Origin of the sequence: Empedobacter sp. R750, from assembly GCF_030324345.1 — a bacterium.
Taxonomy (GTDB): Bacteria; Bacteroidota; Bacteroidia; order Flavobacteriales; family Weeksellaceae; genus Empedobacter; species Empedobacter falsenii_C.
Genome location: NZ_JACAGF010000002.1, coordinates 1 through 24,828 on the forward strand (window position 1 = coordinate 1; position 24,828 = coordinate 24,828).

General features: G+C 33.5%; 22 protein-coding genes. 9 read left to right on the forward strand and 13 right to left on the reverse strand.

Translation table 11 applies throughout. From position 1 onward, the window contains the following. Positions 1-140: 140 nt before the first annotated feature. From hutU to HXZ74_RS02510, 3 genes are all read left to right on the forward strand, one after another. Complete coding sequence (gene hutU, locus HXZ74_RS02500) at positions 141-2,120, forward strand: urocanate hydratase (protein WP_286473686.1); 1,980 nt, start codon at positions 141-143, stop codon at positions 2,118-2,120. Between the two features lie 219 nt (positions 2,121-2,339). Continuing rightward, positions 2,340-3,212: a pirin family protein gene (locus tag HXZ74_RS02505; protein ID WP_286473688.1), complete on the forward strand. Its 873-nt coding sequence runs from the start codon at positions 2,340-2,342 to the stop codon at positions 3,210-3,212. Positions 3,213-3,236: 24 nt separating this feature from the next. Further along, the gene (locus tag HXZ74_RS02510) at positions 3,237-3,518 is read left to right on the forward strand and encodes a GNAT family N-acetyltransferase (RefSeq protein WP_180905279.1); all 282 of its coding nucleotides are present in this window, start codon (positions 3,237-3,239) and stop codon (positions 3,516-3,518) included. 78 nt (positions 3,519-3,596) lie between these two features. Here the strand turns inward: HXZ74_RS02510 and HXZ74_RS02515 are convergent, their stop codons facing one another. From HXZ74_RS02515 to HXZ74_RS02545, 7 genes are all read right to left on the reverse strand, one after another. Continuing rightward, the gene (locus HXZ74_RS02515) at positions 3,597-5,558 is read right to left on the reverse strand and encodes a T9SS type A sorting domain-containing protein (RefSeq protein ID WP_286473690.1); all 1,962 of its coding nucleotides are present in this window, start codon (positions 5,556-5,558) and stop codon (positions 3,597-3,599) included. A gap of 168 nt (positions 5,559-5,726) precedes the next feature. Then, entirely contained in the window at positions 5,727-7,394 is a 1,668-nt protein-coding gene (gene ggt / locus HXZ74_RS02520) for a gamma-glutamyltransferase (protein WP_286473693.1), read from the reverse strand. Between the two features lie 76 nt (positions 7,395-7,470). Further along, positions 7,471-10,272: a TonB-dependent receptor gene (locus tag HXZ74_RS02525; protein WP_280062412.1), complete on the reverse strand. Its 2,802-nt coding sequence runs from the start codon at positions 10,270-10,272 to the stop codon at positions 7,471-7,473. A 239-nt stretch (positions 10,273-10,511) separates the two neighbouring features. After that, the gene (gene infB, locus HXZ74_RS02530) at positions 10,512-13,553 is read right to left on the reverse strand and encodes a translation initiation factor IF-2 (protein WP_280062411.1); all 3,042 of its coding nucleotides are present in this window, start codon (positions 13,551-13,553) and stop codon (positions 10,512-10,514) included. Positions 13,554-13,616: 63 nt separating this feature from the next. Beyond that, positions 13,617-14,852, reverse strand: a complete 1,236-nt coding sequence (nusA, locus tag HXZ74_RS02535; RefSeq protein ID WP_038335048.1) for a transcription termination factor NusA — start codon at positions 14,850-14,852, stop codon at positions 13,617-13,619. 15 nt (positions 14,853-14,867) lie between these two features. Then, positions 14,868-15,329 carry a ribosome assembly cofactor RimP gene (rimP, locus tag HXZ74_RS02540; RefSeq protein WP_038335047.1) on the reverse strand — a complete coding sequence of 154 codons (462 nt, stop codon included), beginning with the start codon at positions 15,327-15,329 and terminating at the stop codon, positions 14,868-14,870. Between the two features lie 110 nt (positions 15,330-15,439). Then, complete coding sequence (locus HXZ74_RS02545) at positions 15,440-15,925, reverse strand: DUF456 domain-containing protein (protein ID WP_038335046.1); 486 nt, start codon at positions 15,923-15,925, stop codon at positions 15,440-15,442. A 65-nt stretch (positions 15,926-15,990) separates the two neighbouring features. On the opposite strand from HXZ74_RS02545, the gene HXZ74_RS02550 reads away from it, so the two are divergent. The 3 genes from HXZ74_RS02550 to HXZ74_RS02560 are packed head-to-tail and all read left to right on the forward strand — an operon-like array spanning position 15,991 to position 18,765. Continuing rightward, positions 15,991-17,250, forward strand: a complete 1,260-nt coding sequence (locus tag HXZ74_RS02550; RefSeq protein ID WP_038335045.1) for a mechanosensitive ion channel family protein — start codon at positions 15,991-15,993, stop codon at positions 17,248-17,250. A 9-nt stretch (positions 17,251-17,259) separates the two neighbouring features. Continuing rightward, positions 17,260-17,985, forward strand: coding sequence for a pyridoxine 5'-phosphate synthase (locus HXZ74_RS02555; protein ID WP_038335044.1), 726 nt, complete (start codon positions 17,260-17,262; stop codon positions 17,983-17,985). Positions 17,986-17,988: 3 nt separating this feature from the next. After that, a complete protein-coding gene (locus tag HXZ74_RS02560) occupies positions 17,989-18,765 on the forward strand; it encodes an alpha/beta fold hydrolase (protein WP_280062410.1) in 777 nt (258 codons plus the stop codon). Between the two features lie 77 nt (positions 18,766-18,842). Here the strand turns inward: HXZ74_RS02560 and HXZ74_RS02565 are convergent, their stop codons facing one another. Together HXZ74_RS02565 and HXZ74_RS02570 are read right to left on the reverse strand one after the other, a co-directional pair. Continuing rightward, the gene (locus HXZ74_RS02565) at positions 18,843-19,382 is read right to left on the reverse strand and encodes a GNAT family N-acetyltransferase (protein ID WP_114997934.1); all 540 of its coding nucleotides are present in this window, start codon (positions 19,380-19,382) and stop codon (positions 18,843-18,845) included. Continuing rightward, a complete protein-coding gene (locus HXZ74_RS02570) occupies positions 19,373-20,338 on the reverse strand; it encodes an ABC transporter ATP-binding protein (RefSeq protein ID WP_115001914.1) in 966 nt (321 codons plus the stop codon). Before HXZ74_RS02570 ends, HXZ74_RS02565 begins: the two co-directional genes overlap by 10 nt. 149 nt (positions 20,339-20,487) lie before the next feature. Here HXZ74_RS02570 and HXZ74_RS02575 point away from each other — a divergent pair, with 149 nt between their 5' ends. The 3 genes from HXZ74_RS02575 (at position 20,488) to HXZ74_RS02585 (ending at position 22,452) form a co-directional block, all read left to right on the forward strand. Next, on the forward strand, positions 20,488-21,174 hold the full coding sequence (locus HXZ74_RS02575; protein ID WP_280062408.1) for a YceI family protein: 687 nt from the start codon (positions 20,488-20,490) through the stop codon (positions 21,172-21,174). Positions 21,175-21,335: 161 nt separating this feature from the next. After that, positions 21,336-21,836: a hypothetical protein gene (locus HXZ74_RS02580; protein ID WP_280062407.1), complete on the forward strand. Its 501-nt coding sequence runs from the start codon at positions 21,336-21,338 to the stop codon at positions 21,834-21,836. 55 nt (positions 21,837-21,891) lie between these two features. Next, on the forward strand, positions 21,892-22,452 hold the full coding sequence (locus HXZ74_RS02585; protein WP_280049060.1) for a cytochrome b/b6 domain-containing protein: 561 nt from the start codon (positions 21,892-21,894) through the stop codon (positions 22,450-22,452). A gap of 32 nt (positions 22,453-22,484) precedes the next feature. Here the strand turns inward: HXZ74_RS02585 and HXZ74_RS02590 are convergent, their stop codons facing one another. From HXZ74_RS02590 to HXZ74_RS02605, 4 genes are all read right to left on the reverse strand, one after another. Next, complete coding sequence (locus HXZ74_RS02590; RefSeq protein WP_286473696.1) at positions 22,485-23,018, reverse strand: hypothetical protein; 534 nt, start codon at positions 23,016-23,018, stop codon at positions 22,485-22,487. A gap of 35 nt (positions 23,019-23,053) precedes the next feature. Next, complete coding sequence (locus HXZ74_RS02595; protein WP_286473701.1) at positions 23,054-23,437, reverse strand: DUF423 domain-containing protein; 384 nt, start codon at positions 23,435-23,437, stop codon at positions 23,054-23,056. An 18-nt stretch (positions 23,438-23,455) separates the two neighbouring features. Continuing rightward, positions 23,456-24,127 carry a tRNA (adenosine(37)-N6)-threonylcarbamoyltransferase complex dimerization subunit type 1 TsaB gene (gene tsaB / locus HXZ74_RS02600; protein WP_286473705.1) on the reverse strand — a complete coding sequence of 224 codons (672 nt, stop codon included), beginning with the start codon at positions 24,125-24,127 and terminating at the stop codon, positions 23,456-23,458. Between the two features lie 82 nt (positions 24,128-24,209). Beyond that, entirely contained in the window at positions 24,210-24,815 is a 606-nt protein-coding gene (locus HXZ74_RS02605; RefSeq protein WP_114997944.1) for a DapH/DapD/GlmU-related protein, read from the reverse strand. Positions 24,816-24,828 lie beyond the last annotated feature (13 nt).

Sequence of the window (24,828 nt, forward strand, 5' to 3'; positions counted from 1 at the left end):
AAAATAATTCACAGAATTTATGCACTAATTAAAAATCAAAATATTTATAAAAATAACTTGGTTTTGTCATAGAAATCAGAATAACAACAAAAAATCGTAAAACTTATAACGTTTAACGCAAAATATAAAAACACAAAAAAATGATTTTTCAAGAACAAATAAAACAAGGCATTCCTTCTGTTTTACCTCAAAAAAAAGACAGAAATCCTAACGTAAGTCACGCACCAAAGCGTAAAGAAATATTATCGGAAGACGAAAAAAAATTAGCGTTAAAAAATGCGTTACGTTATTTCGAACCAAAAGATCATGCAGAATTAATTCCAGAATTTAAGCAAGAATTAGAAGATTTCGGACGTATTTATATGTATCGTTTGATGCCTGATTATAAAATTTTTGCTCGCCCAATTACAGATTACCCAGGAAATTCGGAACAAGCAAAAGCAATTCAATTAATGATTCAAAATAATTTGGATCATGCAGTTGCACAACATCCTGAAGAATTGATTACTTATGGAGGAAATGGCGCGGTATTCCAAAACTGGGCGCAATATCTTTTAACAATGAAATATTTGTCTGAAATGACAGACGAGCAAACCTTGGTGATGTATTCTGGACATCCGATGGGATTATTTCCTTCACACAAAAATGCACCGCGAGTTGTCGTTACAAATGGAATGGTGATTCCTAATTATTCGAAACCGGATGATTGGGAAAAGATGAATGCGTTAGGTGTTTCTCAATACGGGCAAATGACCGCAGGAAGTTATATGTACATTGGTCCGCAAGGAATTGTTCATGGAACTACGATTACTGTTTTGAATGGTTGTCGCAAAATCGATAATGAAGGTACAGCAGGGAAATTATTTGTAACGGCAGGACTTGGTGGAATGTCAGGTGCGCAACCGAAAGCGGGAAATATCGCAGGTGTTGTTTCTGTAACTGCCGAAGTAAACCCTGCTGCGACATACAAACGTCATGAACAAGGCTGGGTGGACGAAGTGATTACTGATTTGGATGAATTAGTTGCTCGTGTTCGCGAAGCCAAAGAAAATAAAGAAGTTGTTTCGATTGCTTATGATGGAAATGTGGTTGATGTTTGGGAAAAATTTGACCAAGAAAATCTATATATCGATTTAGGTTCAGATCAAACTTCATTACATAATCCTTGGGCTGGAGGTTATTATCCTGTTGGATTATCTTTCGATGAAGCCAATGAAATGATGGCAAATAATCCTGAGTTATTCAAAGAAAAAGTACAAGAATCCTTGCGTCGTCATGCAGATTCTGTCAACAAACATACTGCGAAAGGAACCTATTTCTTCGATTATGGAAATGCCTTTTTATTAGAAGCTTCTCGTGCTGGAGCAGATGTAATGGCTGAAAATAATATCGATTTTAAATACCCTTCTTACGTTCAAGACATTATGGGGCCAATGTGTTTCGATTTTGGATTTGGACCTTTCCGTTGGGTTTGTACTTCGGGAAAACCAGAAGATTTACAAAGAACAGATGAAATTGCTTGCCAAGTTTTAGAAGAAATCATGCAACATTCTCCGAATGAAATTCAGCAACAAATGCAAGATAATATTACGTGGATAAAAGGAGCACAAGAAAACAAATTGGTTGTTGGATCGCAAGCACGTATTCTATATGCAGATGCAGAAGGACGAATTAAAATTGCGAAAGCATTTAACGATGCAATTGCGAAAGGAGAAATCGGAGCAGTTGTTTTAGGTCGCGATCATCATGATGTTTCTGGAACAGATTCTCCTTTCCGTGAAACATCTAATATTTATGATGGTTCAAAATTCACAGCTGATATGGCGATTCACAATGTAATTGGAGACAGTTTCCGAGGCGCTACTTGGGTTTCTATTCACAACGGCGGAGGCGTTGGTTGGGGAGAAGTAATCAATGGTGGCTTCGGAATGTTGCTAGACGGTTCTTCAGATGCTGAACAACGTTTAAAATCAATGTTGCATTGGGATGTGAACAATGGAATTGCTCGTCGCTCTTGGGCAAGAAACGAAGAAGCTATTTTTGCGATAAAACGCGCCATGGAAGAAGAACCTTTGTTGAAAGTTACTTTACCAAATATGGTTGATGAAGATTTATTATAATGATCAACTTCAAACACTAAAACTATAAAAGCATCTCAATTGAGATGCTTTTATAGTTTTAATAACTTAATGCGATCCTGAAAAGAGTTCAGGATCTTTACTTATATATCTAAAATAGTTCATTATCAATCAAAATTCACTCAAAAACACTTCTTAACCTACATCAAGATAAAGCGAATTAGGTCATCGTAAATTTGTAATACAAATAAATTCAAGAATATGAACACAAAAAAAATAGAAGCAGTTATTGCGCCAAGAGAGCCACATTTTGTAGGAGATGGATTTAGAGTACACAATTTTATTCCAAGTGGTTATCATTTAGATATGAGAAGAATGGATCCATTTATTATGTTAGATTACAATTCAAAATTTCATTTCCCAGCAACAGACAAACCAAAAGGTGTTGGCGTGCATCCACACCGTGGTTTCGAAACGGTAACAATTGCTTATGAAGGAAGCGTTTCTCATCATGATAGTTCTGGAGGAGGTGGAACAATTCATCAAGGCGATGTACAATGGATGACAGCAGCTTCTGGTGTTTTACACAAAGAATATCATGCAGAAGAATTTTATAAACAAGGTGGAATTTTTCAAATGGTTCAATTGTGGGTAAATCTTCCTGCAAAGGATAAAATGAGCACTCCAAAATATCAGGCAATTGAACATAAAGATATTCCTACTGTAGAAGTTGAAAATGGTTTTATCGAAATTATTGCTGGTGAATACAACCAAACAAAAGGTGTTGCATCAACATTTTCTCCTGTTAATATGCTGAATGCAAAATTGAATGAAGGTGGAAAAGCTAATTTTAGTTTTCCTGCAAATTACAATACCGTTTTATTAGTTATTGATGGAGAAGTAAAAGTGAACAACCAAGAAATTGTTCCAACGGATCACTTATTATTGTTTACAAACGAAGGCGAAGATTTCTCAATTGAAGCAACAGAAAATAGTGTGGTATTAATTTTGAGTGGAGAACCTCTTAATGAGCCAATCGCTTCTTATGGTCCTTTTGTGATGAATACACAAGAGCAAATTCGCGAAGCTTTTGAGGATTTTAATAACGGAAAATTTGGTACTTTAGAAGATTAATATACAACTTAAAAAATTAAACTCATGGAAATTAAACAAATTGATGATAAGAAAAATGGTGCTTTTGTTGTTTTAGATGGCGATAAAAAAGCTGGAGAAATGGCTTACGTTTGGGCTGGTAATGATAAAATTATTATCGATCATACAGAGGTTGACGAAGCATATGGTGGACAAGGTGTTGGTAAAAAAGCTTTATTAGCCTTAGTAGATTGGGTGAGAAAAGATAATATAAAAGTAATTCCTTTATGTCCTTTCGCAAAGGCACAGTTTGATAAAAATCCAGAAATTAGAGACGTTTTGTCTTAAAAGTTTCTCTTAGAAATGAAAAAGGAACTCTATTCGAGTTCCTTTTTCATGATTAGTGCTAATTCGTCAAAGATTTATTTAATCTTTGATGATTTTTTTTGTAACAATTCCTTCAGTAGTCTCAATATTTATTATATAAACTCCTTTTGGTAGATGAGAAGCATTAACCTGAGGATTCATTTTATTTAATTGTTTATTGTAAACTTCTTGCCCAGCTATATTAATAATTCTAACATTTTTTACCATTGATTTAGAATCGATTGATAAAATATTTTTAACTGGATTTGGATAGATTTTAAGATCTTTTGAATTTATATCAGACATCCCTAAATTTTCTATAAAATTGATCGAGTAATCTTCACTTTGTCCATAAGCATAAGTAGTAGAACATGGATTATCTGGCACTAATCTATATGTTTTCATAATGCGCATACGTGTTTTACCTAATTTTGCATTATCAGGAAGTGTAATTGATTTTGTAACAGTTTTACCATCTGCTCCTGTAGAACCTGTAATTGCTCCAACATAATATCCTTCAGTATCTGGATTAAAAATTCCATCTTGATTTAAATCAAAATAAACTACAAATTCACTTGTCTCTGCTGTTCCATTTGTATTTCCTGCAACAGTGATATCATAAGTACCTCCTTGTTTCAAATCTGTTGATTGATCTAAAAAATATTCGTTCTCATTTGCTGTCACATAATTTGTAGTTGTATTATCAATCGTACCAATTTTTACTTTTGTAATAGGTTCTACAATCGCCGTAAATCTAGGTGTACAATAAGAATCTTTTACATAAACTTTGAATGATGCAGAATTAATTACCTTACCATCAGTATCCACTAAATTGTAAGCAACCGTAGTTATTCCCATCGGAAATTCACTTCCAGATGGAAATCCATTTACTAAAACTAATTTATAATCTGGACAATCAGATGTTACTTCATAGTTCACTATAGAAGAAATATCTCCTAATTTTGATTGTATTTGAATATCAGATGGAACATTAATATTACATTCTTTTGTATCGAAGTAACCATTTAATTTCAATATCCACCCTGGAACAAGATTTCCATTTCCTATTTCATTTCCTCCGATAAAATCTCCATTTTCAGAAATAACATTTGCCGATCCTAATTTGCCTCCTGGAATTGTAATTTCAAGCCCTTGTTCTATCATCAAGTCTTTAATTAACTTAGGTTGGTCACCAAAAGATTTGTGATAAATAATTGCATCACGATCTGAAACCATATTTTGTGCATATCCAACCATTATTCCATTAGATGAATATAAAAAAGTACCTGTTCTATAACCTGCTGGTAAATCGAAAATCTTATATTCTTTTGTATTTAAGTTGTACATAAAAGGTTTTAAACCTATTTCTCCTACAACAATTCCTTTATCGTCGATATGCCAAATATGGTTATTAACTGGCTCAGAAATTTCTGATAAAATAATCTCTACTGGTTTGTTAGGTTTCATTACACCTAATTCTCTAAACGTTCCATTTAGATAAGCATCCACCCATCCTACAGTTGTACCATCATTATTTACACTATAACCCGCTCCATATTTATAATCTTTAGGTAACAAGTTTACTATTTCTTTTGTTTGTATATCATAAACAAATGGAACAGATTTCATTTGCCCTGTTATATATCGCCCATTATTACTAATTGAATAAACTGTTACAACATCACTTTTTGTTAAATCAGAAAAAACAGATGTAGGAATCCAATCAGAAGTTCCGTTTAATTTATAAACAGGTGTAACAAGGTCATTTATTTTGCTTGTACCTACAATATCACCCTTTTCGTTCATATTTGCGTAACTGATGATACCAGTATCTATTTTAACAAATGAATTTGTTGCGTAATTATATGTATATCCAATAAGAGCCGCATTTCCACCATTTGATATACCTCTAACCGCAGTTCTTGGATCATTCAATGATCTAAATTCCATCTTTTGAGCAAATACGCCAGAAGACAGTAATAATAGAGCTAACAACTTTTCTAAAGTAAAATATTTTCTCATGTTTTAATAATTTATTTCAAATGAAAGCAAATATTTAAAAAAAACACAATAGAGATATATTAATATTCATGAATTTCAAATCAATTTTCCGAATAAATAAAATTTAAAACACTAATAATCTGAAACATACATAAATAATAATTTTTTAAAGCTTACGATTTTCATTTCTTAATATCCCACCGCTTTGTCATCTCCTCGTGGATCTGCACCTGCTTGGTATGTTTTGTCAGAGTTCACTAGAATCCCTTCTACACGTCCGTAAGGTTTACGCTCTTTCAATGTATAACCTTTTTGTTTTAAAGATTCGCGAACGTTTTCTGAAATTGCATTTGGTTCATAATCGATTTGATCTGGTAACCATTGATGATGAAATCTTGGTGCTGCAACAGCTTCTTGCATCGTCATTCCGAAATCAACAACATTCAAAATTGCTTGAAAAACAGACGTAATAATTGTAGAACCACCTGGTGTTCCCACAACCATAAACAATTTACCATCTTTCTCTAAAATAGAAGGCGTCATCGAGCTTAACATTCTTTTCGAAGGCTCTATCGCATTGGCTTTTCCTCCAACCAAACCATACAAATTCGGTGTACCTGGTTTTACAGAAAAATCATCCATTTCATCATTCAACAAAAATCCTGCTCCTTCTACAACAACCAAAGATCCGTACGAATTATTCAAAGTAGTCGTTACAGAAGCGGCATTTCCATCTTTATCAACAATCACATAATGCGTCGTTTCCATCGATTCTTTACCGATTATTTCTCCCGCTTTGACTGCTGAACTTGGTGTTGCTTTATCAAACGAAAAGTCTTTCATTCGATTCACATTATAACTTTTATCCAATAATTGTTTTTGTGGAACTTTTATAAAATCTGGATCACCTAAATGTTCGGCACGGTCAGCATAAACGCGACGCTCTGCTTCTACCATCACTTGAATTGTAGAATCTGCCTGAAATCCCCATTTATTAATTGGATAATCTTCGATTGATTGAAATAACGAAACCAATGCAATTCCTCCACTTGAAGGCGGCGGCATCGAAATCACTTTAAGACCTTTATAATTTCCAGAAACTGGCGTTCTCCAAACTGATTGATATTCTTTTAAATCTTCGTGCGAAATAATTCCGTTTCCACGTTTCATTTCTTTGACAATTAAATCAGCTGTTTTTCCTTCATAAAAACCAGCTCGACCTTTTTGCTGAATTAATTTTAACGTATTAGCTAAATCTTTCTGAATTAGTAAATCTCCTTCTTTCCAAGATGATTTAGAGGTTAAAGCATTCGTTTTTGAATTATATTTTACAAAATCATTGTGCTTATTTGTCAGTTCGCTCGCTTGTTGCTTTGTTATTTTAAATCCTTTTTGAGCTAAATTAATAGCTGGCTGAACTAATTCTTTCCAATTTAATTTACCATATTTTTCATGCGCTTTCACCATTCCGTCGACTGTTCCAGGAACACCTGCAGCAAATTGTCCATACAAACTAAGATCAGTAATTGCATTGCCATTTTTGTCCCAATACATATCTTCACTCGCTTTCAAAGGTGCTTTTTCACGATAATCTAACGCATCTGTCTTCCCTTTTGCATCGCGATAAACCAAAAATCCGCCGCCACCAATATTTCCTGCATTTGGATAAACAACCGCCAACGCAAACTGAACCGCAATAGAAGCGTCAATCGCATTTCCTCCTTTTTTCAGAATTTCAACTCCAACTTTTGAAGCTTCGGGATGAGCTGTTACAACAACTCCATTTTTGTAAGATTCTTGCGCATTCAGCTGAATAATCGCGAAGAATGAGACTATAATAAATGATATTTTTTTCATAAAATCGATTTAAACAAAAATACCAAACCTCCATCAATTAAGACAAAGATTTGGTAAAACATATAAACTATTTAAATTATAAACTTAATGATAAACGAGCAAAAGCAAAACGTCCTCCAGTTCCGAATTGTTGTCCAGTACGTGAATACACGAAATATCCTGCTCCTCTATTTCCTCCAATTTTCGTTTCATCAGGATAAATATCAAACAAATTATTTGCACCGATTGTTAACGAAATATTTTTGTTGAAAGCATAGCCAAAACTCAAATCTGTTACAACTTTTCCACTAAATGTTTGCGATTCTGCCACCGTATTTGTCGCCGCATCAACCTCTCCGAAATATACATTTCTTAAATAAACATTCCATTTATCCAATGAATAATTCAGGGATAAATTGATTTTTGTGCGAGGAATAGCTGATTCTAAATAAATACGACTCGAACGATCAAAATAAGTAGACTCTTTTCCTTTCAATAAATCCGAAGCATGAACATCGCCCACAACATTTGTTTTACTAAAAGTCGCCGATAAATCTCCACGTAATTTCCCTGCGCCTAAACGATCTTGATACGTTAAAACAACATCTATTCCTTTCGTTTCGGTATCAATTGCATTGGCAAAGAAACGCGCCGAAGTTGCATTTGCTTGTTGCAATAATTCGTAAATCTCTTTGTCTTGAGCTGATGCATTTGCTGCATTACTTCCTGTGAAAGATCCTGTGTAAATGATTCGGTCATCAATTCTGATGAAATATCCATCAACACTCAATTTGAATTTTCCCCAATTTGCCGTTGCTCCAGCCGAAACTGATTTCGATTTCTCTTCGTTCAATTGTGGAATTCCTAATAATTTCGCAGCGCGACTATCATTTGTAAAAGTTCCTGAATTAGAAATTGCTCCATCTAAGAATAAACTTGAAGTTGCGCTAAAATATAATTGATGTAAAGATGGTGCTCTAAATCCTGTACTTGCAGCCGCTCTCAACACATAGTTTCCTAATTTGTATCGAGTCGAAATTTTTCCATTTAACGTTGATCCAAAATCTGAATAATCTTCGTAACGTAACGCAGCAGCTACTAAGAAATCTTTCGTAAAATTAAATTCAGTATCTAAATACGCCGCAACAGAATGACGATTCGCATTGACTTCGTTCGCTGGTAAAAAACCAGGAAAAGCTTGCGCTCCACCTGCTAAAGCAGTACCATTTGCAGCAAATAAAGTATTGATATTTCCATTAAAATCTTGTACATAAATTGGCTTTCCATTTCCGTCTACACCAATTTGACGAACTTTACCATAATTCGCATAAGATGCTTCTTCGCCTCCTACAATTTGATAATTTTCATAACGAAATTCTGCACCAAACGCGACATTAATTCCAGCTAAAACATCATCAAAAAAACGTGTAAAATCTAGGTTGGTTGTATTCTGCGTAAAACGATATCCACCAGCTTCAAAAGATGTTGGCGAAGATTCTTTCATCGATGCGTTAACTGTATTTTTGACTCCAAAATCGATGGTATTATTTCCGTATGTATTCGAAAAATCAACTTTCCAACCGTTAATTTCACTACGAATTCCCGCTGCTAAAGAGCGATCGTAATTATTAGTTTGAATTAATGGTAAAAATCCATTTGGATAAATTGACGCTACTGTTTGATGTAACTGAGCAGGCTGACGACGAAAAGCCGCCGATTCACCCAAACGATAATTTAATCCTCCAAATGCATAAATTTCGGTTTTATCTAAAACTGGAAAAAGTGAGTTTATAAAAATTGCTCCTCCTTCATTTTTTGATTGTCCAATGCGCGAAACATAATCAGCTCGCGTTTCTCCACGACGGGCTAATTCCTCCTCTGAAATATCTTTTCCAGTTGGATTTGGATATAAATCTGGTCGATTATAATCTGAGAAAATTGTTCCTGTAAATTCTTTTTGACGATTGAATGGTTGACGTTTGTCGTAAGAACCTGCAACATTTACAAATCCTCCTTTTTCACCCACTTTTACACCATAATTTACATTCGCTTGAAAAGTTTCACCATCAAAATTATCTTCTGCATTTTTCGAAAGATTTCCTCCATACGAAATTGACGCACGTAGTTTATCTGTCGAATCTTCCAAGACAATATTAATCACACCTGCAATCGCATCAGAACCATATTGAGCAGCGGCTCCATCTCGAAGAATTTCAATTCTTTTGATCGCAGAAGTTGGAATCGCATTCAAATCTGTACCAACAGAACCTTTACCAAACGAACCATTAATATTAACCAATGATGTTGTATGACGACGCTTTCCGTTAATCAAAACCAATACTTGATCTGGTCCTAAACCGCGCAAAGAAGCAGGATCGATGTGATCTGTTCCATCAGAAATAACTTGCGTATTCGAGCTAAAAGATGGCGCAACATAATTTAAGATTTGATTCAACGAAACTTGTCCTACATCTTTTGTCACCTCTTTAATATCTATCACATCAACTGGCGTTGAAGAATCTAATTGTGTACGTCCAACTGCTCGCGAACCAATCAAAACGACTTCGCTAAGATCAGTATCCGAATTGATTGATTGCAAAAAGAAATCTAAAGAAACTTCATTTTCATCAAGCACATTAATCGTTTGCGTCGTTGTTGGCTCACCTATTTTTGAAACAATAATTTCATACTTCCCAGGCTCTAACGTTAATTGATATAAACCATCTGCATCTGTTATCGTCGTAATATTTGTTCCTTTTACATTAACCGTTGCTTGATCGATTGGTCCATTTACATCTTCAACCGTACCTGTGACTTTGGTTTGGGCGAATAAAAATGTTCCGCCGAAAAGAGCAGTTAGAAAAAATATTTTTTTGAGTGAGTATAATTTCTTGTTCATATTTACAATTTTAAAAGTCTAGCAAATTTATAGACTTTATAGAATATAAAACAAGTCGTTTTTAAATAAAATAAAAGAAAACTTTAAATTAATGTTAAACAGAGATTCTATTCTGAAAATAAGATTAATAATAGAATATAATTCTATATAACAAGTAGAGTATTGATTTTTATTAAATAAAATTTCATAAAAAAAGGAGCTCAAATTGAGCTCCTTTTAAAATATTTGTTGAGAATTGATTATTTCAATTTCTTTTTAACCTCTACAGTTTCGTAAGCTTCGATAATGTCACCTACTTGAATATCATTGAAGTTTTTGATGTTAAGACCACATTCGTAACCTTTACTAACTTCTTTCACGTCATCTTTGAAACGTTTCAATGAAGCTAATTCACCATCGTGGATCACAACTCCGTCACGAATGATACGAATACTAGAGTTTCTGTAAACTTTACCGTCTAAGACCATACATCCAGCAATAGTACCAACTTTCGTTACTTTGAATGTTTCACGAACTTCAATATTACCAGTTACTTGCTCTTTCAACTCTGGAGATAACATACCTTCCATCGCTTCTTTAATCTCTTCGATCGCAGCATAGATAATTGAGTAAGTTCTAATTTCAACTTCTTCTTTTTCTGCAATATCACGAGCAGATCCACCAGGACGAACATTAAATCCGATAATAATCGCATCTGAAGCAGAAGCTAATAATACGTCAGATTCTGTAATTTGTCCAACTCCTTTGTGTAAGATGTTAACAATAATTTCTTCTGTCGAAAGTTTTTGTAAAGAGTCTGTTAATGCTTCTACAGAACCATCCACGTCCCCTTTCAAGATAATATTCAACTCTTTGAAATCTCCTAAAGCGATACGACGTCCAATCTCATCAAGTGTGATGTGTTTTTGTGTACGAATAGTTTGCTCACGTTGTAATTGATCTCTACGAGTTGCAATTTGTTTCGCTTCGCGTTCGTCTTCGTAAACTTTGAACTTATCACCTGCAGTTGGCGCACCTGCTAATCCTAATATTGTAACTGGTGTTGATGGTCCAGCAACTTTGATATTGTTACCACGCTCATCTAACATTGCACGAACTTTACCATGGTGAGATCCTGCTAATACATAATCTCCGATGTGTAATGTACCTGTTTGTACAATAATTGTCGAAACATATCCACGTCCTTTGTCTAATGCAGCTTCTACAACTGTACCAGAAGCTTTACGTTTTGGATTTGCTTTAAGGTCTAATACCTCAGCTTCTAATAATACTTTTTCTAATAAATCTTCTACTCCTAAACCAGATTTAGCCGAAATTTCTTGAGATTGGTAAGTACCACCCCAGTCTTCAACTAATAAGTTCATTTGAGCTAATTGCTCTTTTACTTTTTCTGGATTAGCTGCTGGTTTATCAACTTTGTTGATTGCGAATACCATTGGTACTCCAGCTGCTTGAGCGTGAGAAATTGCTTCACGTGTTTGTGGCATGATTTGGTCATCGGCCGCAATCACGATAATTGCAATATCCGTTACCTGAGCACCACGAGCACGCATCGCTGTAAAGGCCTCGTGACCTGGTGTATCTAAGAACGCTACACGTTTACCACTTGGCAATGTTACGTTGTACGCACCAATGTGTTGTGTAATACCTCCAGACTCACCAGCAATTACGTTTGCTTTACGAATATAATCTAATAAAGATGTTTTACCGTGGTCAACGTGTCCCATTACAGTTACGATTGGCGCACGAGTTACTAAATCTTCTTCGTTATCGATTTCTTCTTCTTCAGTTGAGATTTCTTCTTCAGCATTAGCAAATACTGCTTCGAATCCGAAATCATCTGCAACTAATTGAATTGTATCCGCTTCAAGACGTTGGTTCATGGTAACCATGATTCCCAATGACATACATGCAGAGATAACTTCTGTAACAGAAACATCCATTAACGAAGCTAATTCGTTAACCGTTACAAATTCTGTTACGTGTAAAGTTTTGTCCATGTCCATTGCTTCTTGCTCTTGCTCAGCAAACTCACGACGTTCTTTACGTTTGTCTCTTCTGTGTTTAGCCCCTTTAGATCCTTTTCCTTTATTAGTAAGTTTATCTAAAGTGTCTTTAATTTGTTTTTTAACATCTTCGTCAGAAAGTTCTACTTGAGGAACTCTTGGTCCACGATTGTTTCCACCTCTAAAGTTTCCACCACCTTGACGATTACCACCTTGTCCGCCTTGACGATTTCCGCCTTGACCTCCTGGGCGATTTCCACCTTGTCCTTGACCACCTTGACGGTTGTTATTATTTCCTCCTCCGTGGTTGTTATTACCACCTTGACGATTGTTATTGTTTCCTCCGTTTTCTCCAGCTTTTGCTACATCTTCTGGTTTAACGTTTTTCTGGATACGTTTGCGCTTTTTCTTGTCAGCAGCGTTATTAGCACCTTTTTGATTCCCTTTTTTATCGTCAGTTTTTTTCTTATCAAATTTAGATAAGTCAATCTTTGCACCTGTAAAATTAGGTCCATCTAATTTTGTGTAGACAGTTTCAATTTTTTGAGGTTCAACTGCTGCTACTTCTTCAATCTCTTCTTTCTTCACTTCAGGCTTCGCTTCCGTTTTTATTTCAGGCTTTTTAACCTCTTCCACCTTTTTAGGTTCTTCTTTCTTCACCTCTTTTTTAACTTCCGCCTTCGGTGCTTCCGCCTTTTTAGGTTCTGCTTGCTCTTTTTTAGGAGCTGGAGAATCTTGCTTTTTAGGTTTACCTGTATTATTTATTTTATCAAGATCAATAACTTTAATCACTTTTGGTCCTTTCGTTTCCTCTTTTGATTCAGTTTTTGGTTCAGCTTTTGGAGCTTCCTCTTTCTTGATTTCTTCTTTCTTCACCTCTTCTTTTACCGCAGTTTTTTCTACTTTGGCTTTAGGTTTCAAAGCATCTAAGTCTATTTTTCCAACAGTCTTTGGTCCTTCCAATTCAACTTTCGTCGTTTCAATGATTTCAGGTTTCTTTTCTACTGGTTTTTCAGTTGCAGCTTTTGCTTCTGCTTCTTTTTTCTCAGCGGCTTTGATATCTGAAATTTTGTTAATGACTACTTCACCGGAAGCTTGCTTTTGTTTAGCATCAGATCGGAACTCATTAACTAAAATATCGTAAGTTGGCACATCGATTTTAGAGTTCGGATTTTTTTCTACTGTTGTACCCTTCCCTTCTAAAAAATCAACAGCTCTATCTATTGATATATTTAATTCTTTTAATACTTTACTTAATCTTATTGTTTCCGACATATGAAGCTAATCTCTTATTTTAATGTTTGCAAATGTATGAATTGTTTATGACTTGAGTATGAATTAATCTTCAAACTCTTCTTTTAACACACGGATTACGTCTAAGATCGTCTCTTCTTCTAAATCCGTACGTTTGATTAAATCATCAACATCTTGTTCTAAAATACTTTTGGCAGTATCTAACCCGATAGCACTAAATGCTTCGATTACCCATGCATCGATTTCGTCTGAGAATTCTGATAATTCTACGTCTTCGTCTTGGGCTCCTTCTCTGAAAATATCAATTTCCATTCCAACTAATTTAGAAGCTAAACGAACATTGTAACCTCCTTTACCAATTGCTTTCGAAACTTCGTCTGCATTTACGTAAACTAAGGCTTTGTTTTCTTCTTCATTAATTTCGATATTCGAAATTTTAGCTGGGCTTAAAGCGCGTTGAATAAACAAACTCATGTTGTTTGTGTAGTTGATTACGTCGATATTCTCGTTACGTAATTCGCGTACAATTGAATGGATACGAGATCCTTTCATTCCGACACAAGCTCCTACTGGATCGATACGATCGTCGTAAGATTCTACTGCAACTTTTGCTTTATCTCCAGGGATACGAACTACATTTTTGATTGTAATTAATCCGTCTAAAATTTCAGGAATTTCTTGTTCAAATAATTTCTCTAAGAATTTTGGTGATGTTCTAGATAAAATAATTTGAGGTTTTGCTCCTCTTAATTTTACGTCATCTACAACTGCACGTAATGTATCTCCTTTTCTGAAAAAATCTGATGGTATTTGATTTTCTTTTGGTAAAATCATTTCGTTTTGTTCGTCATCCATAATAATCACTTGTTTGTGACGTACATAGTGGATTTCTCCCGAAACTACTTCTCCAATTAAACCTTTAAATTTTTCGTATAAATTAGAATTATCATGCTCCATTACTTTAGAAACCAATGTTTGGCGTAATGTTAAAATCGCACGACGACCTAATGCTTCGATCGGAATTTTTTCCGATACTTCTTCACCTACTTCAAAATCTGGCTCAATTTTACGTGCTTCAGATAATTCGATATCTGTTGCGTCGTCTTCTGAGAAACCGTCTTCTACAACGATACGGTTGTGCCAAATCTCTAAGTCTCCTTTATCAGGATTTACAATAATATCAAAGTTATCATCTGTACCATATTTCTTTTTCAAAACACTTTTCAGGGTTTCTTCTAAGATTGCCATCAGCGTAATACGGTCGATGTTCTTATCGTCTTTAAAATCTCCAAAAGATTCAATTAATGCAAGATTGTCCATTAAACTTTAATTTTTTTAAAAGGTGACTTTTATAATCGCTTTCTTGATGTCAGCGTAATTTATTTTTTCTTCGTGTTCTACTGTAATTTTTCCTTTTCCTACAGGTTTTGGTTCGCGCGCTTCCCAAAAAATTGTAACACCTTCTTCATCGGCTTCTACAATTTCGCCTTCCACCACTTTGTCGCTTAATGTAGCTTCTAAAGTTCTTCCTACATTTTTGGCAAATTGGCGTGGCATGGTTAGGTTACTTCCTACACCAGGAGAGGAAACCTCTAATGCAAAATCACATTCTTCTCTATCAAGATTGTGCTCTACATGTCGACTTATTCTTACAATTTCTTCGACTGAAAGACCTTCGTCTCCATCTGCTAAAATTACAATTTTATCATCTGGAGTGATTTTCCAATCGATAAGAAACAATGACGGATTTTCCGCAATTGCTTCGTCTATCAGCTGTTTTACTTTACTTGAATCCATATACAACGAAAAAGAGAGCTATAACCAGCCCTCCTCCATTTATTCCTTTAAATTCTTTGCAAATATAGGTCATTTTTTTTTATTGACCTAATTTCAACCATTTAATCTGATTAATTCATCAGTTGATATACAAATATTCCGATAAAGATTAACGTTAATATAATGTCGTAACCTGTTGTCAAAATAAATCCTACAAAAGATCCGAAAGCAGATTTTAAAGCAACCTTGGGCGAAGCCGCAGTAAAAATTAATTCGCCTAATAACGCTCCCAAAAAAGGTCCTACGATAAAACCGATTGGTGGAAAAAATAATCCGATGATTAATCCGACAATAGATCCCCAAATTCCGTATTTGGTTCCGCCTAATTTTTTGGTCATATATGCAGGCAGTAAATAATCTAAAAGCGCACCTAATAACACAAAAAGTCCTGCAATAATTATCGTTCCCCAATTGTAACTACAATCACCACTAAATTTAAAAACTAATAATCCGACCAATGCCAAAGGTGCTCCTGGTAAAACTGGCAAAACAGTTCCGACCAAACCAACAACCAATAAAATTCCACTAATAAGATTTAGTATACTATCGTTATCCATTATTTTAGTATTTTTAAAACTGTAACTTTGCACAAACAAATCTATTTAAACTCAATTAACAGCTTATGCAAGATAAATCTTTTTATGAAGAATTTTCTGATGGTGTAAAATTTTTTTTCAATCAATATTTCAAAATTGATTTGTCTGAAAATCTTTTTAATTTCTTAGAAATTGTCACTTGGATAGCTATTCTTTTTGTGTTAGATTTTGTGCTAAGAGCTATTATTCTTCCGCTTCTAAAAAAATTAAAGAATTTCACCGAAAACGATTGGTTGAAATTTTTGTACAAAAACAAAGTCTTTCTTTCAGCTATTCATCTTATTCCAATCAGTTTTGCATTAAGCATGAATGTTATTTTATTCAAGAATGAAGGAAATATTTTTCATGTTGTTCAACGCATTACGCAACTTATTTCATTAATCGTTTTTACGCAACTTATTTTCCGAGTTATCAATACAATTATTGATGTGTACAACGAAGAAAACAGTTATACCACAATTGGAGTGCGAACTTTTGGGCAAATGTTGAAGTTTATTATCACATTTTTTGCGATAATTTCTGGAATAATGATTTTGTTTACGGTTGATAAAAACACAATTATTACTGTTCTCGGAGCTTTAACTGCAGCTGTTTTATTGATTTTTCGTGATGCGATTTTCGGATTTGTTTCTGGCTTGCAAATCTCCTATTCTAAAATTGTAAAAGTTGGCGATTGGATTACCGTTTCAAAGGGCGATATTGAAGGAACAGTAAAAGAAATTAACATCAATTTGGTGAAAATTGAGAAGTTTGATAAATCTATTGCAACGGTTCCTACTGTGGATTTGGTTTCGTCGCAAGTAACCAATCATATGGCGATGTTGGCGACTGGAACACGTCAAATAAAACGTTCGGTTTCGTTTAATGTCAATTCTTTTCAGTTTTGTAACGAAGAAATGTTAAATCGTTTCGAAAATATTACTTTAATTCATCATTATATTCAACAAAAACGTCACGAAATTTCCATCTATAATCAAAACATTGAAAATTCTGATTTAGATATTAATGGTAAAAATTTAACCAATATTGGTGTTTTTAGAATTTATGTTGAACATTATTTAAAAAGTTTGAAAACTGTTTCGCAAAATGATCCAATTATTGTGAAACAATTACCTGTTTCTCCACTTGGAATGCCGTTAGAAATTGGTTGTTTTACAACTTCGGCAAGCAATTTGGAATTTGAAAGAATTCAGTCCGATATTTTCGATCATTTGTTGACAGCTTGTCGTAAATTTGACTTAGAAATTATGCAAAGCATTTCGCTTTCTGATATAAAAAAATTATAATATAAAATCATGACTAAATTAAGTGTTAATATAAATAAAATTGCCACAATTCGTAATGCACGTGGTGGAAATACGCCAAATCTTGTAGAAGCGGCAATCAAAATTCAGGAATTCGGAGGACAAGGAATTACGATTCATCCACGTCCAGATGAACGTCATATTCGTTACCAAGATGTGTACGATTTGAAACCTGTTGTAACAACTGAATTTAATATTGAAGGAAAACCGATTGATAGTTTCATGGAATTGGTTTTAAACTCAAAACCAGAACAAGTTACCTTGGTTCCTGACGCAGAAGATGCGATTACATCAAATGCTGGTTGGGATACAATCAAACATTTTGATTATTTAACTGATGTGATTAAAACCTTTAAAGACGCTGGAATCAGAACATCTATTTTCTTAGATCCAAATCCTGCTTTAATTGAAAGTGCTGCAAAAACTGGTGCTGATCGAATCGAATTGTACACAGAAGAATTTGCAACTCAATATGGTTTAGGAAATCTTGAAGCGATTAATCCTTATAAAGAAACAGCTAAATTGGCAATCGAAAATGGCTTGGCTGTAAATGCTGGACACGATTTAAGTTTGGACAATATTGAATATTTTATTCGCGAAATTCCAACAATTGCAGAAGTTTCTATTGGTCATGCTCTAATTTCTGAAGCTTTATATTTAGGTTTAGAAAATACAATACAAGCGTATTTACGTAAAATTGAATTAGCAAATTTGTAAAAAATGGCAGAAATCTTACATAGCAAAATTGTCGGTTCTGGTGAAAAACATTTGTTGGTTTTTCATGGATTATTCGGGCAATTGGATAATTGGAGCACATTAGGAAAACATTTTGGTGAATATTTTACTACACATTTGATTGATTTACGCAATCATGGACGTAGCTTTCATAGCGAAGATTCTTCTTTGGCAGCGATGACGCAAGATATTGTGAATTATATGGATGCAAATTCTATCGAAAAAGCACATTTGTTGGGACATTCTCTTGGCGGAAGAATTGTGATTGATTTTGCAATGATTCATCAAAATAGATTAGATCATTTGATTGTGGCGGATATGGCTCCAAAAGCGTATCAACCTCATCATAACGCGATTTTCAAGGCGTTGAAATCTGTCAATTTTGATCAAGTTGAAACTCGAAAAGATGTAGAAGCGATTTTAGAACAATATATTCCTGAAATTGGTGTGCGACAATTTTTGTTGAAAAACGTGTATCATGCCGATAATGGGAAATATGCTTTTCGATTCAATTTAGATATTTTGGATAAATATTATCAAGAGATGATTGGTTCTGAATTGTTAAAAGGCGAATTTGATGGTCCAACTTTATTTTTGGGTGGTGCAAATTCAAATTACATTATGCCAGAAGATGAAATGATGATCAAAGAACGTTTTCCAAATGCAGAAATCAAGAAAATTGCAAATGCAGGACATTGGTTACATGCCGAAAATCCGAAAGATTTTACAACAGAAGTTTTAGATTTCTTGTTGAATAAATAAAAACAAAAAAGCGAAATTCATAATTTGAATTTCGCTTTTTTTTATATCAAATTTTTAAAAGACCTTGACAAGATCTTTTAACTCAATTTATTTTCTCTCAACAACGACCAATAAATCATAGTTGAATCTCGACTTAATTCAGTGAAATTTAGTTTTGTCAAAAGTTTAGTTGAACCAATATTTTCTATCAAACAACAAGCGGTAACTTCCTCTAAAGTTTCTTTCGTAAATGCCCAATTTATCAATTCTGCAGCTGCTTCCACAGCAAAACCTTGCTTTCTTTCTGCTTCGATAATTCCGTAACCAATATCACAACTTCTTCCAACAAAATTATAACCTTTAAAACCAATGTCACCAATTATTTCTCGCGTTGATTTCTTGATAATCATCCACGATTCGAAACCTGTTGGTGCGTCAACTTTAGACAAGTTCACAATAATTCGAGGCAATGTTTCGATTACATCTGCATCTGGCCAACCTTTTCCTCTAATCAAATTTAATTGCTCTAAATCGGTATAATTATTTTGTAATATATTTTCGCAAATGGAAATCGTGAATGGCATCAAAATTAATCGTTCACTACACAATTCCGTTACTTGTAAACTTTCTAAATGCATAATTGATGAAATTTTATAACTTCAAAATGTATCAACTCATCTTTCGTTAATTTTTGAGAAGAATAAGTCAACAATTCAATGTTTTTGAATGTAAATCTTACCAAATAATCTCTTCCCTGAAATTTTGATGAAATTACTTTTCCTTCAAATTTTCCATTTTCAGAAATTGTAATTTCTTCTGGATAAATGACAATTTTAGAAGAATCGATTCCTAAATCTTGCGAATCATCCAACACGTTTACATAACCAAAAAGTTTGGCTACATAAGCTGTCGCAGGAGAATTTCGCACATTTTCTACCTCATCAAACTGAATCATTTTTCCATTCTGCAAAACTAAAATTTTATCCGAAGTATAAAAAGCATCATTCAAATCATGCGTCGTAAAAATCACTGTAATTTGATGCGCCTTGCACCAATCCATAATTTTTTCTCGAATGGTTAATTTTAATGTTTGATCTAAATTAGAAAAAGGTTCATCCAGCAACAAAATTTCCGGTTGTTGTGCCAAAGCTCGTGCAATAGACACACGCTGTCGCTGACCTCCACTCAGTTTATTTGGAAAAATATGTTTAAAGTCTAACATTTCAACCACCGTTAATGCTTCGTCAATTTGTTGTTGTTTAAGTTCTAAATCAAAATTGCTTAAAAATTTTCCGACATTTTCGCCAACCGTCACAAAATCTAACAAATCATAATCTTGGGCAACATATTTCATCATTTTATGACCTGGAATCAAGTTATAAGCAGGACCACGTAATTTTTTTGTATGATAGTAAATTTCTCCTTCTTTAAAATCCAACAAACCATAAATCAATTTCAGTAAAGTTGATTTTCCACTTCCACTTTCTCCGATAATACTTATCACTTCGCCTTTGTTAACTGCAAAATTGATGTTATCGAGTACTTTTTCTTCGAAATCTGGATAATTATAACTGAGTTGTTTTACGTTTAGCACGATTAAATAATTTTTCTTATGTTTGGCTAAGGTATTAGATTTATTCAATATGAAATAATTGTTTAATTATTTCATTTATTGATATAAATCAATATCAACTATTAATTTATATTATAGTTTTGCAATAGAAAAAAATTAAAAAAAGCGATATGAAAAAATTATTCTTAGGATTGGCTGTTGTTTCTGCTGTTGCATTAACATCTTGTGGAGGAAAAACTGAAACTAAAGCTGCTACAGAAGCTCAAGAAGGAGCTACATCAACTGAAGGAGCTGCAGAATATGCTGTTGATACAACTGCATCTGTTGTAAATTGGAAAGGTGGAAAAACTTTTGACGATATCAACAAACCAGAAGAAGGTCACTACGGAGTAGTAAAATTAAAAGAAGGTTCTGTAAAAGTACACGACGGAGTTTTAGAATCAGGGAAATTTGTTGCTGATTTTGCTTCTTTCGAATCTAAAGATTTAGATGCTGATGCAGAAAGCAAAGGAAAATTAGACGGACACTTAAAATCTGCTGATTTTTTAGACGTTGAAAAATATCCAACTGCAACTTTCGAAATTACAGGAGTTAAAGCTTTAGAAGGAGGTGATTACAATTCAGAAATTTCTGGAAACTTAGATTTCCGTGGAGTTCCTAAAAATGTTACTTTCAAAGCTAATGTAACTGTTGATGCGAATGGTGTTACAATCAAATCTGAAGAATTCGGAATTAACCGTAAAGATTTCGGAATTGCATTCGTAGGTGCTGGAGGTTCTATTGTAAAAGACGAAGTTTTATTACAAGTAGATTTATCAGCTAAACCAGCTGTTGCAACTGAAGAAGCTGCAAAATAATCGAATTGAATATTCATTAAATCATAGAAGCCATTTATCTTAGATAGATGGCTTTTTTGGTTTAGAGGCGAAAAAATATAATTTCTCTCATTTTTTTTGTGATAATTAATTGAACTTAATTATATTCGTACTCATAATTAATAACATACATTAACAAAACAATGAAAACAATTAAGTTCTTCCATCCGGATGAAACATTTAATTATAATATTGAAAAATCGTTATGCAAAGTCGTTTTTCAAGGAAATAAAAAATGTTTGTTGGTCGAAATACATTCGACTGATGACTTAGAACACGTAGAAGGCGATTCGTTACAAAACGATTTTCCTCAACTTTCTTTATTTATTGATGATTTTCCTTTGGATGTAGAATCTGTGGAGGAATTAAACGGTAAAAAAGTTTCTATTCCTTATGGTTTTGCCGAGGAAGAAGACGAAGAAGGTGAAACTGTGGAAGTATATTACACAACGTTAAATGTTTCGGAAGAAGATTACGAAACGGTAAACAACGAATTAACTTTTAGTGTGAATGACAAAGGAATTTTGACCTTGAATTGGAAAGGTGAAGTGCAAGATTTTGTAGAAGAATCTGAAAAAGATATTCCTTTCGAAATTGAATGTACATTTGAAGAATTCGAATTTGACGAAGACGATTTTGAATAAAAAAATACAACAAAAACCTCTCAATTTTGAGAGGTTTTTTTAATCACTATAAATTATGAAAAAGTTTACTTTAACTCATCGATTATTACATTGGACAATCGGAATATCGATGATAATGCTTTTCTTAACTGGTTTTTTGAGAATGGAATGGATGAGTAAGAAAAATCTTTCTGCTTTGATTACTAATGAAGTTTCAAAAGAAGGTTTAAACATTTCTGACGCTACTTTAAAAACAATTGGAAGAAGTTCTTTAGAACCAATGTGGCAATGGCACGAAATATTTGCTTATATCGCTTTAGGTCTTTTTGCTGTGCGAATTGTTTATATGCTGGTAAAGGGAATCCGATTTCCTAATCCTTTGAAAAGTCATTCAACATCTGAAAAATTTCAGGGAATAATTTATATGATTTTCTATTTGTTAATGCTAATTAATATTGTGACAGGATTTTATTTAATGTGGGGAAATGGAACTTACAAAGACCCTATGGAAGAAGTGCATAAAACTGCAATTTATTGGTTTCCTATCTTCTTTCTCATTCATCTCATAGGAGTTATTATCGATGAAGTCAATAAAAATTCTGGAATTGTTTCTAAAATGATAAATGGTAAAGATTAAAAATAAAAAAGACACTTTATAAAGTGTCCTTTTTATTTAAACATTTGATATATTTTATCTTTTTCGTAACCTTCGATAGTTACTTTTTGATCAGTACTATAAAATGTATATTCTCTACGATTATCCGTATCTATAATATAATTCGGAAAAGATTTATTTGGTCTTCTCATTCTTGCTTCTTTGAGATTTTTTCGATCCTTGTTAGAAATCAAAAAAGTCTTTTTATCAAGAATCAAAAAGTAATATTCTTTTTCTAAAGAATAATAGTTGCTTGAAGATTTTACAGTTAAGATTAATTTATTATCCTTTACTTGATAAGTTCCTTCAGCAAAACCATAATCAGCATTATTGATTTCTTTACCGTTTTTATCTAACTCTACAATACAGCTAAGAAAAACAGACTTGTATTGAAATTGTTGGTTGTTAAACAATTTCAATTCAAAGTTGCTATTAAAACCTTCTAATTTAAAGATTAAAGGAGTGGTCAATACTAATTTATCTTGCGCTTTTGTATTAATTGCAAGTAAAAATAATAATCCAACCAATAATTTATTCCACAAATTCATATAACTGATTAACAATTATATAAATTTAAAGAAAATTATCTTCCTTTCATAAAAATCCAAGCCAATAAACCCCAACCCATAATCATGAATAATCCTCCAAGTGGCGTAATTGGTCCTAAAAATTTAAGGTTTGCATTCCAATGTTCTGCGAATGACAACAAATAGATACTCACAGAAAAAACAAATGTTCCGGCAATTAAACACCAAGCGGCAGAGCGTTCTAAACCGTTGTTAAATTGAAAATACATTCCAACAGCTAACAAAACAATTGCGTGATACATTTGGTAACGTACTCCAACTTCAAAACTTGCTAATTTTTCGGCAGGCAAAATTTTCTTGAATGCATGAGCACCAAAAGCGCCTAATATAACCGCAATCATTCCGTATAATGAAGCAATTGTCAACACAAGATTTTTCATAAATAATCTCTTTTTATTTTATTCAGATTTCTTTTTTCCAGCCACAAAATCTTTCAAATAATATGGCTCGAAATACGCAACATCTTCAAATGATTTTTGGTTAAATTTTTCTTCCGCAACACGAATCATATCTTTTGCCGATGGAAAAATTTGTATAAACGTAGCATCCAAATGCGCTAAAACTTCTTGACATTTTTCTGCTCCATCACCCACAAAAATAATTTTCTTTCCTTTCAATTCTTCAAAAGAAGTTTCGTCGATTACTTTCGCTTCAGTTTCTGTCAACTGATTTCCTTGCTTATCGAATAAAGCTGTATAGACTTCCATTCGTCTAGCATCAATCATCGGAATGATATAATCTGCCTCTTGATTTAATTGTGATTCCGCCAAAATTTGCAACGAATTAATTGCCATAAGTGGAATATCAGAACCATATGCAAAACCTTTGGCAGACGAAACGCCAATACGTAAACCTGTATAAGACCCAGGACCTTTTGAAACACAAACCGCCTCGATATCTTTCCAATTTATTTGCGCACCTTCCACACACCAATCCACAAACTGATTCAGTTTTTCGCCATGTGCATAATTTTCATCACTTTCTTCAACCAAACATAGTTGAACGCCATCTTTAGCAATCGAAACTGAACAATTTTTTGTTGAAGTTTCTAAATTTAAGATTGTTGCCATGATGCAAAGATACATCACGAAAGTTAGATGATTTATGTTTGATAAGATGATTTTCTATCAGAAATGGAGAAAATAATTAGCTTTAATCGATTTGTTTGACCAATTCTAATCTGTTCACAATAGAATTTTGTTCTAAAATAGTTCCTGGAGAAAGAACTGCATTTGCTCCAATTTTTGAATCGTCTCCTACCAAAGCTCCAAATTTCGTTACACCAGTTGAAATAATTTGATCGTTGACTTTTACAGAAATATTTTTATCAATACGTTCATTGTAATGATTCGCGCAAATAGAACCAGCCTCAAAATTTACATTTTCACCAATTAAACTATTTCCAACAAAATTGAAATGTGCTATTGCAGATTTTTCAAAAAGAATTGCTTGTTTTACTTCTGATCCCGGGCCAACAATAACCGAATTCGCAAGAAAAATTGGTCCACGTAAATACGCATGCGCTCCGATAAAACAATTTTCTGAAATAATAATTGTTCCTTTTAGTGTAACTCCTTTCTCTACAGTTGCAGATTTATGAATCGCAACACTACCTTCGATCGTATAATCATCAGATAGTTGCTGAATTTTATTGGTAATAATTTCCTCTAAATTATCTACGATTTCCCAAGGTTGCTGATTTACATTTTCTGGAAAGTGAGACAAAAAACTTTTTATATAATCTTGAATATTTATCATTTCTAAATTTAAA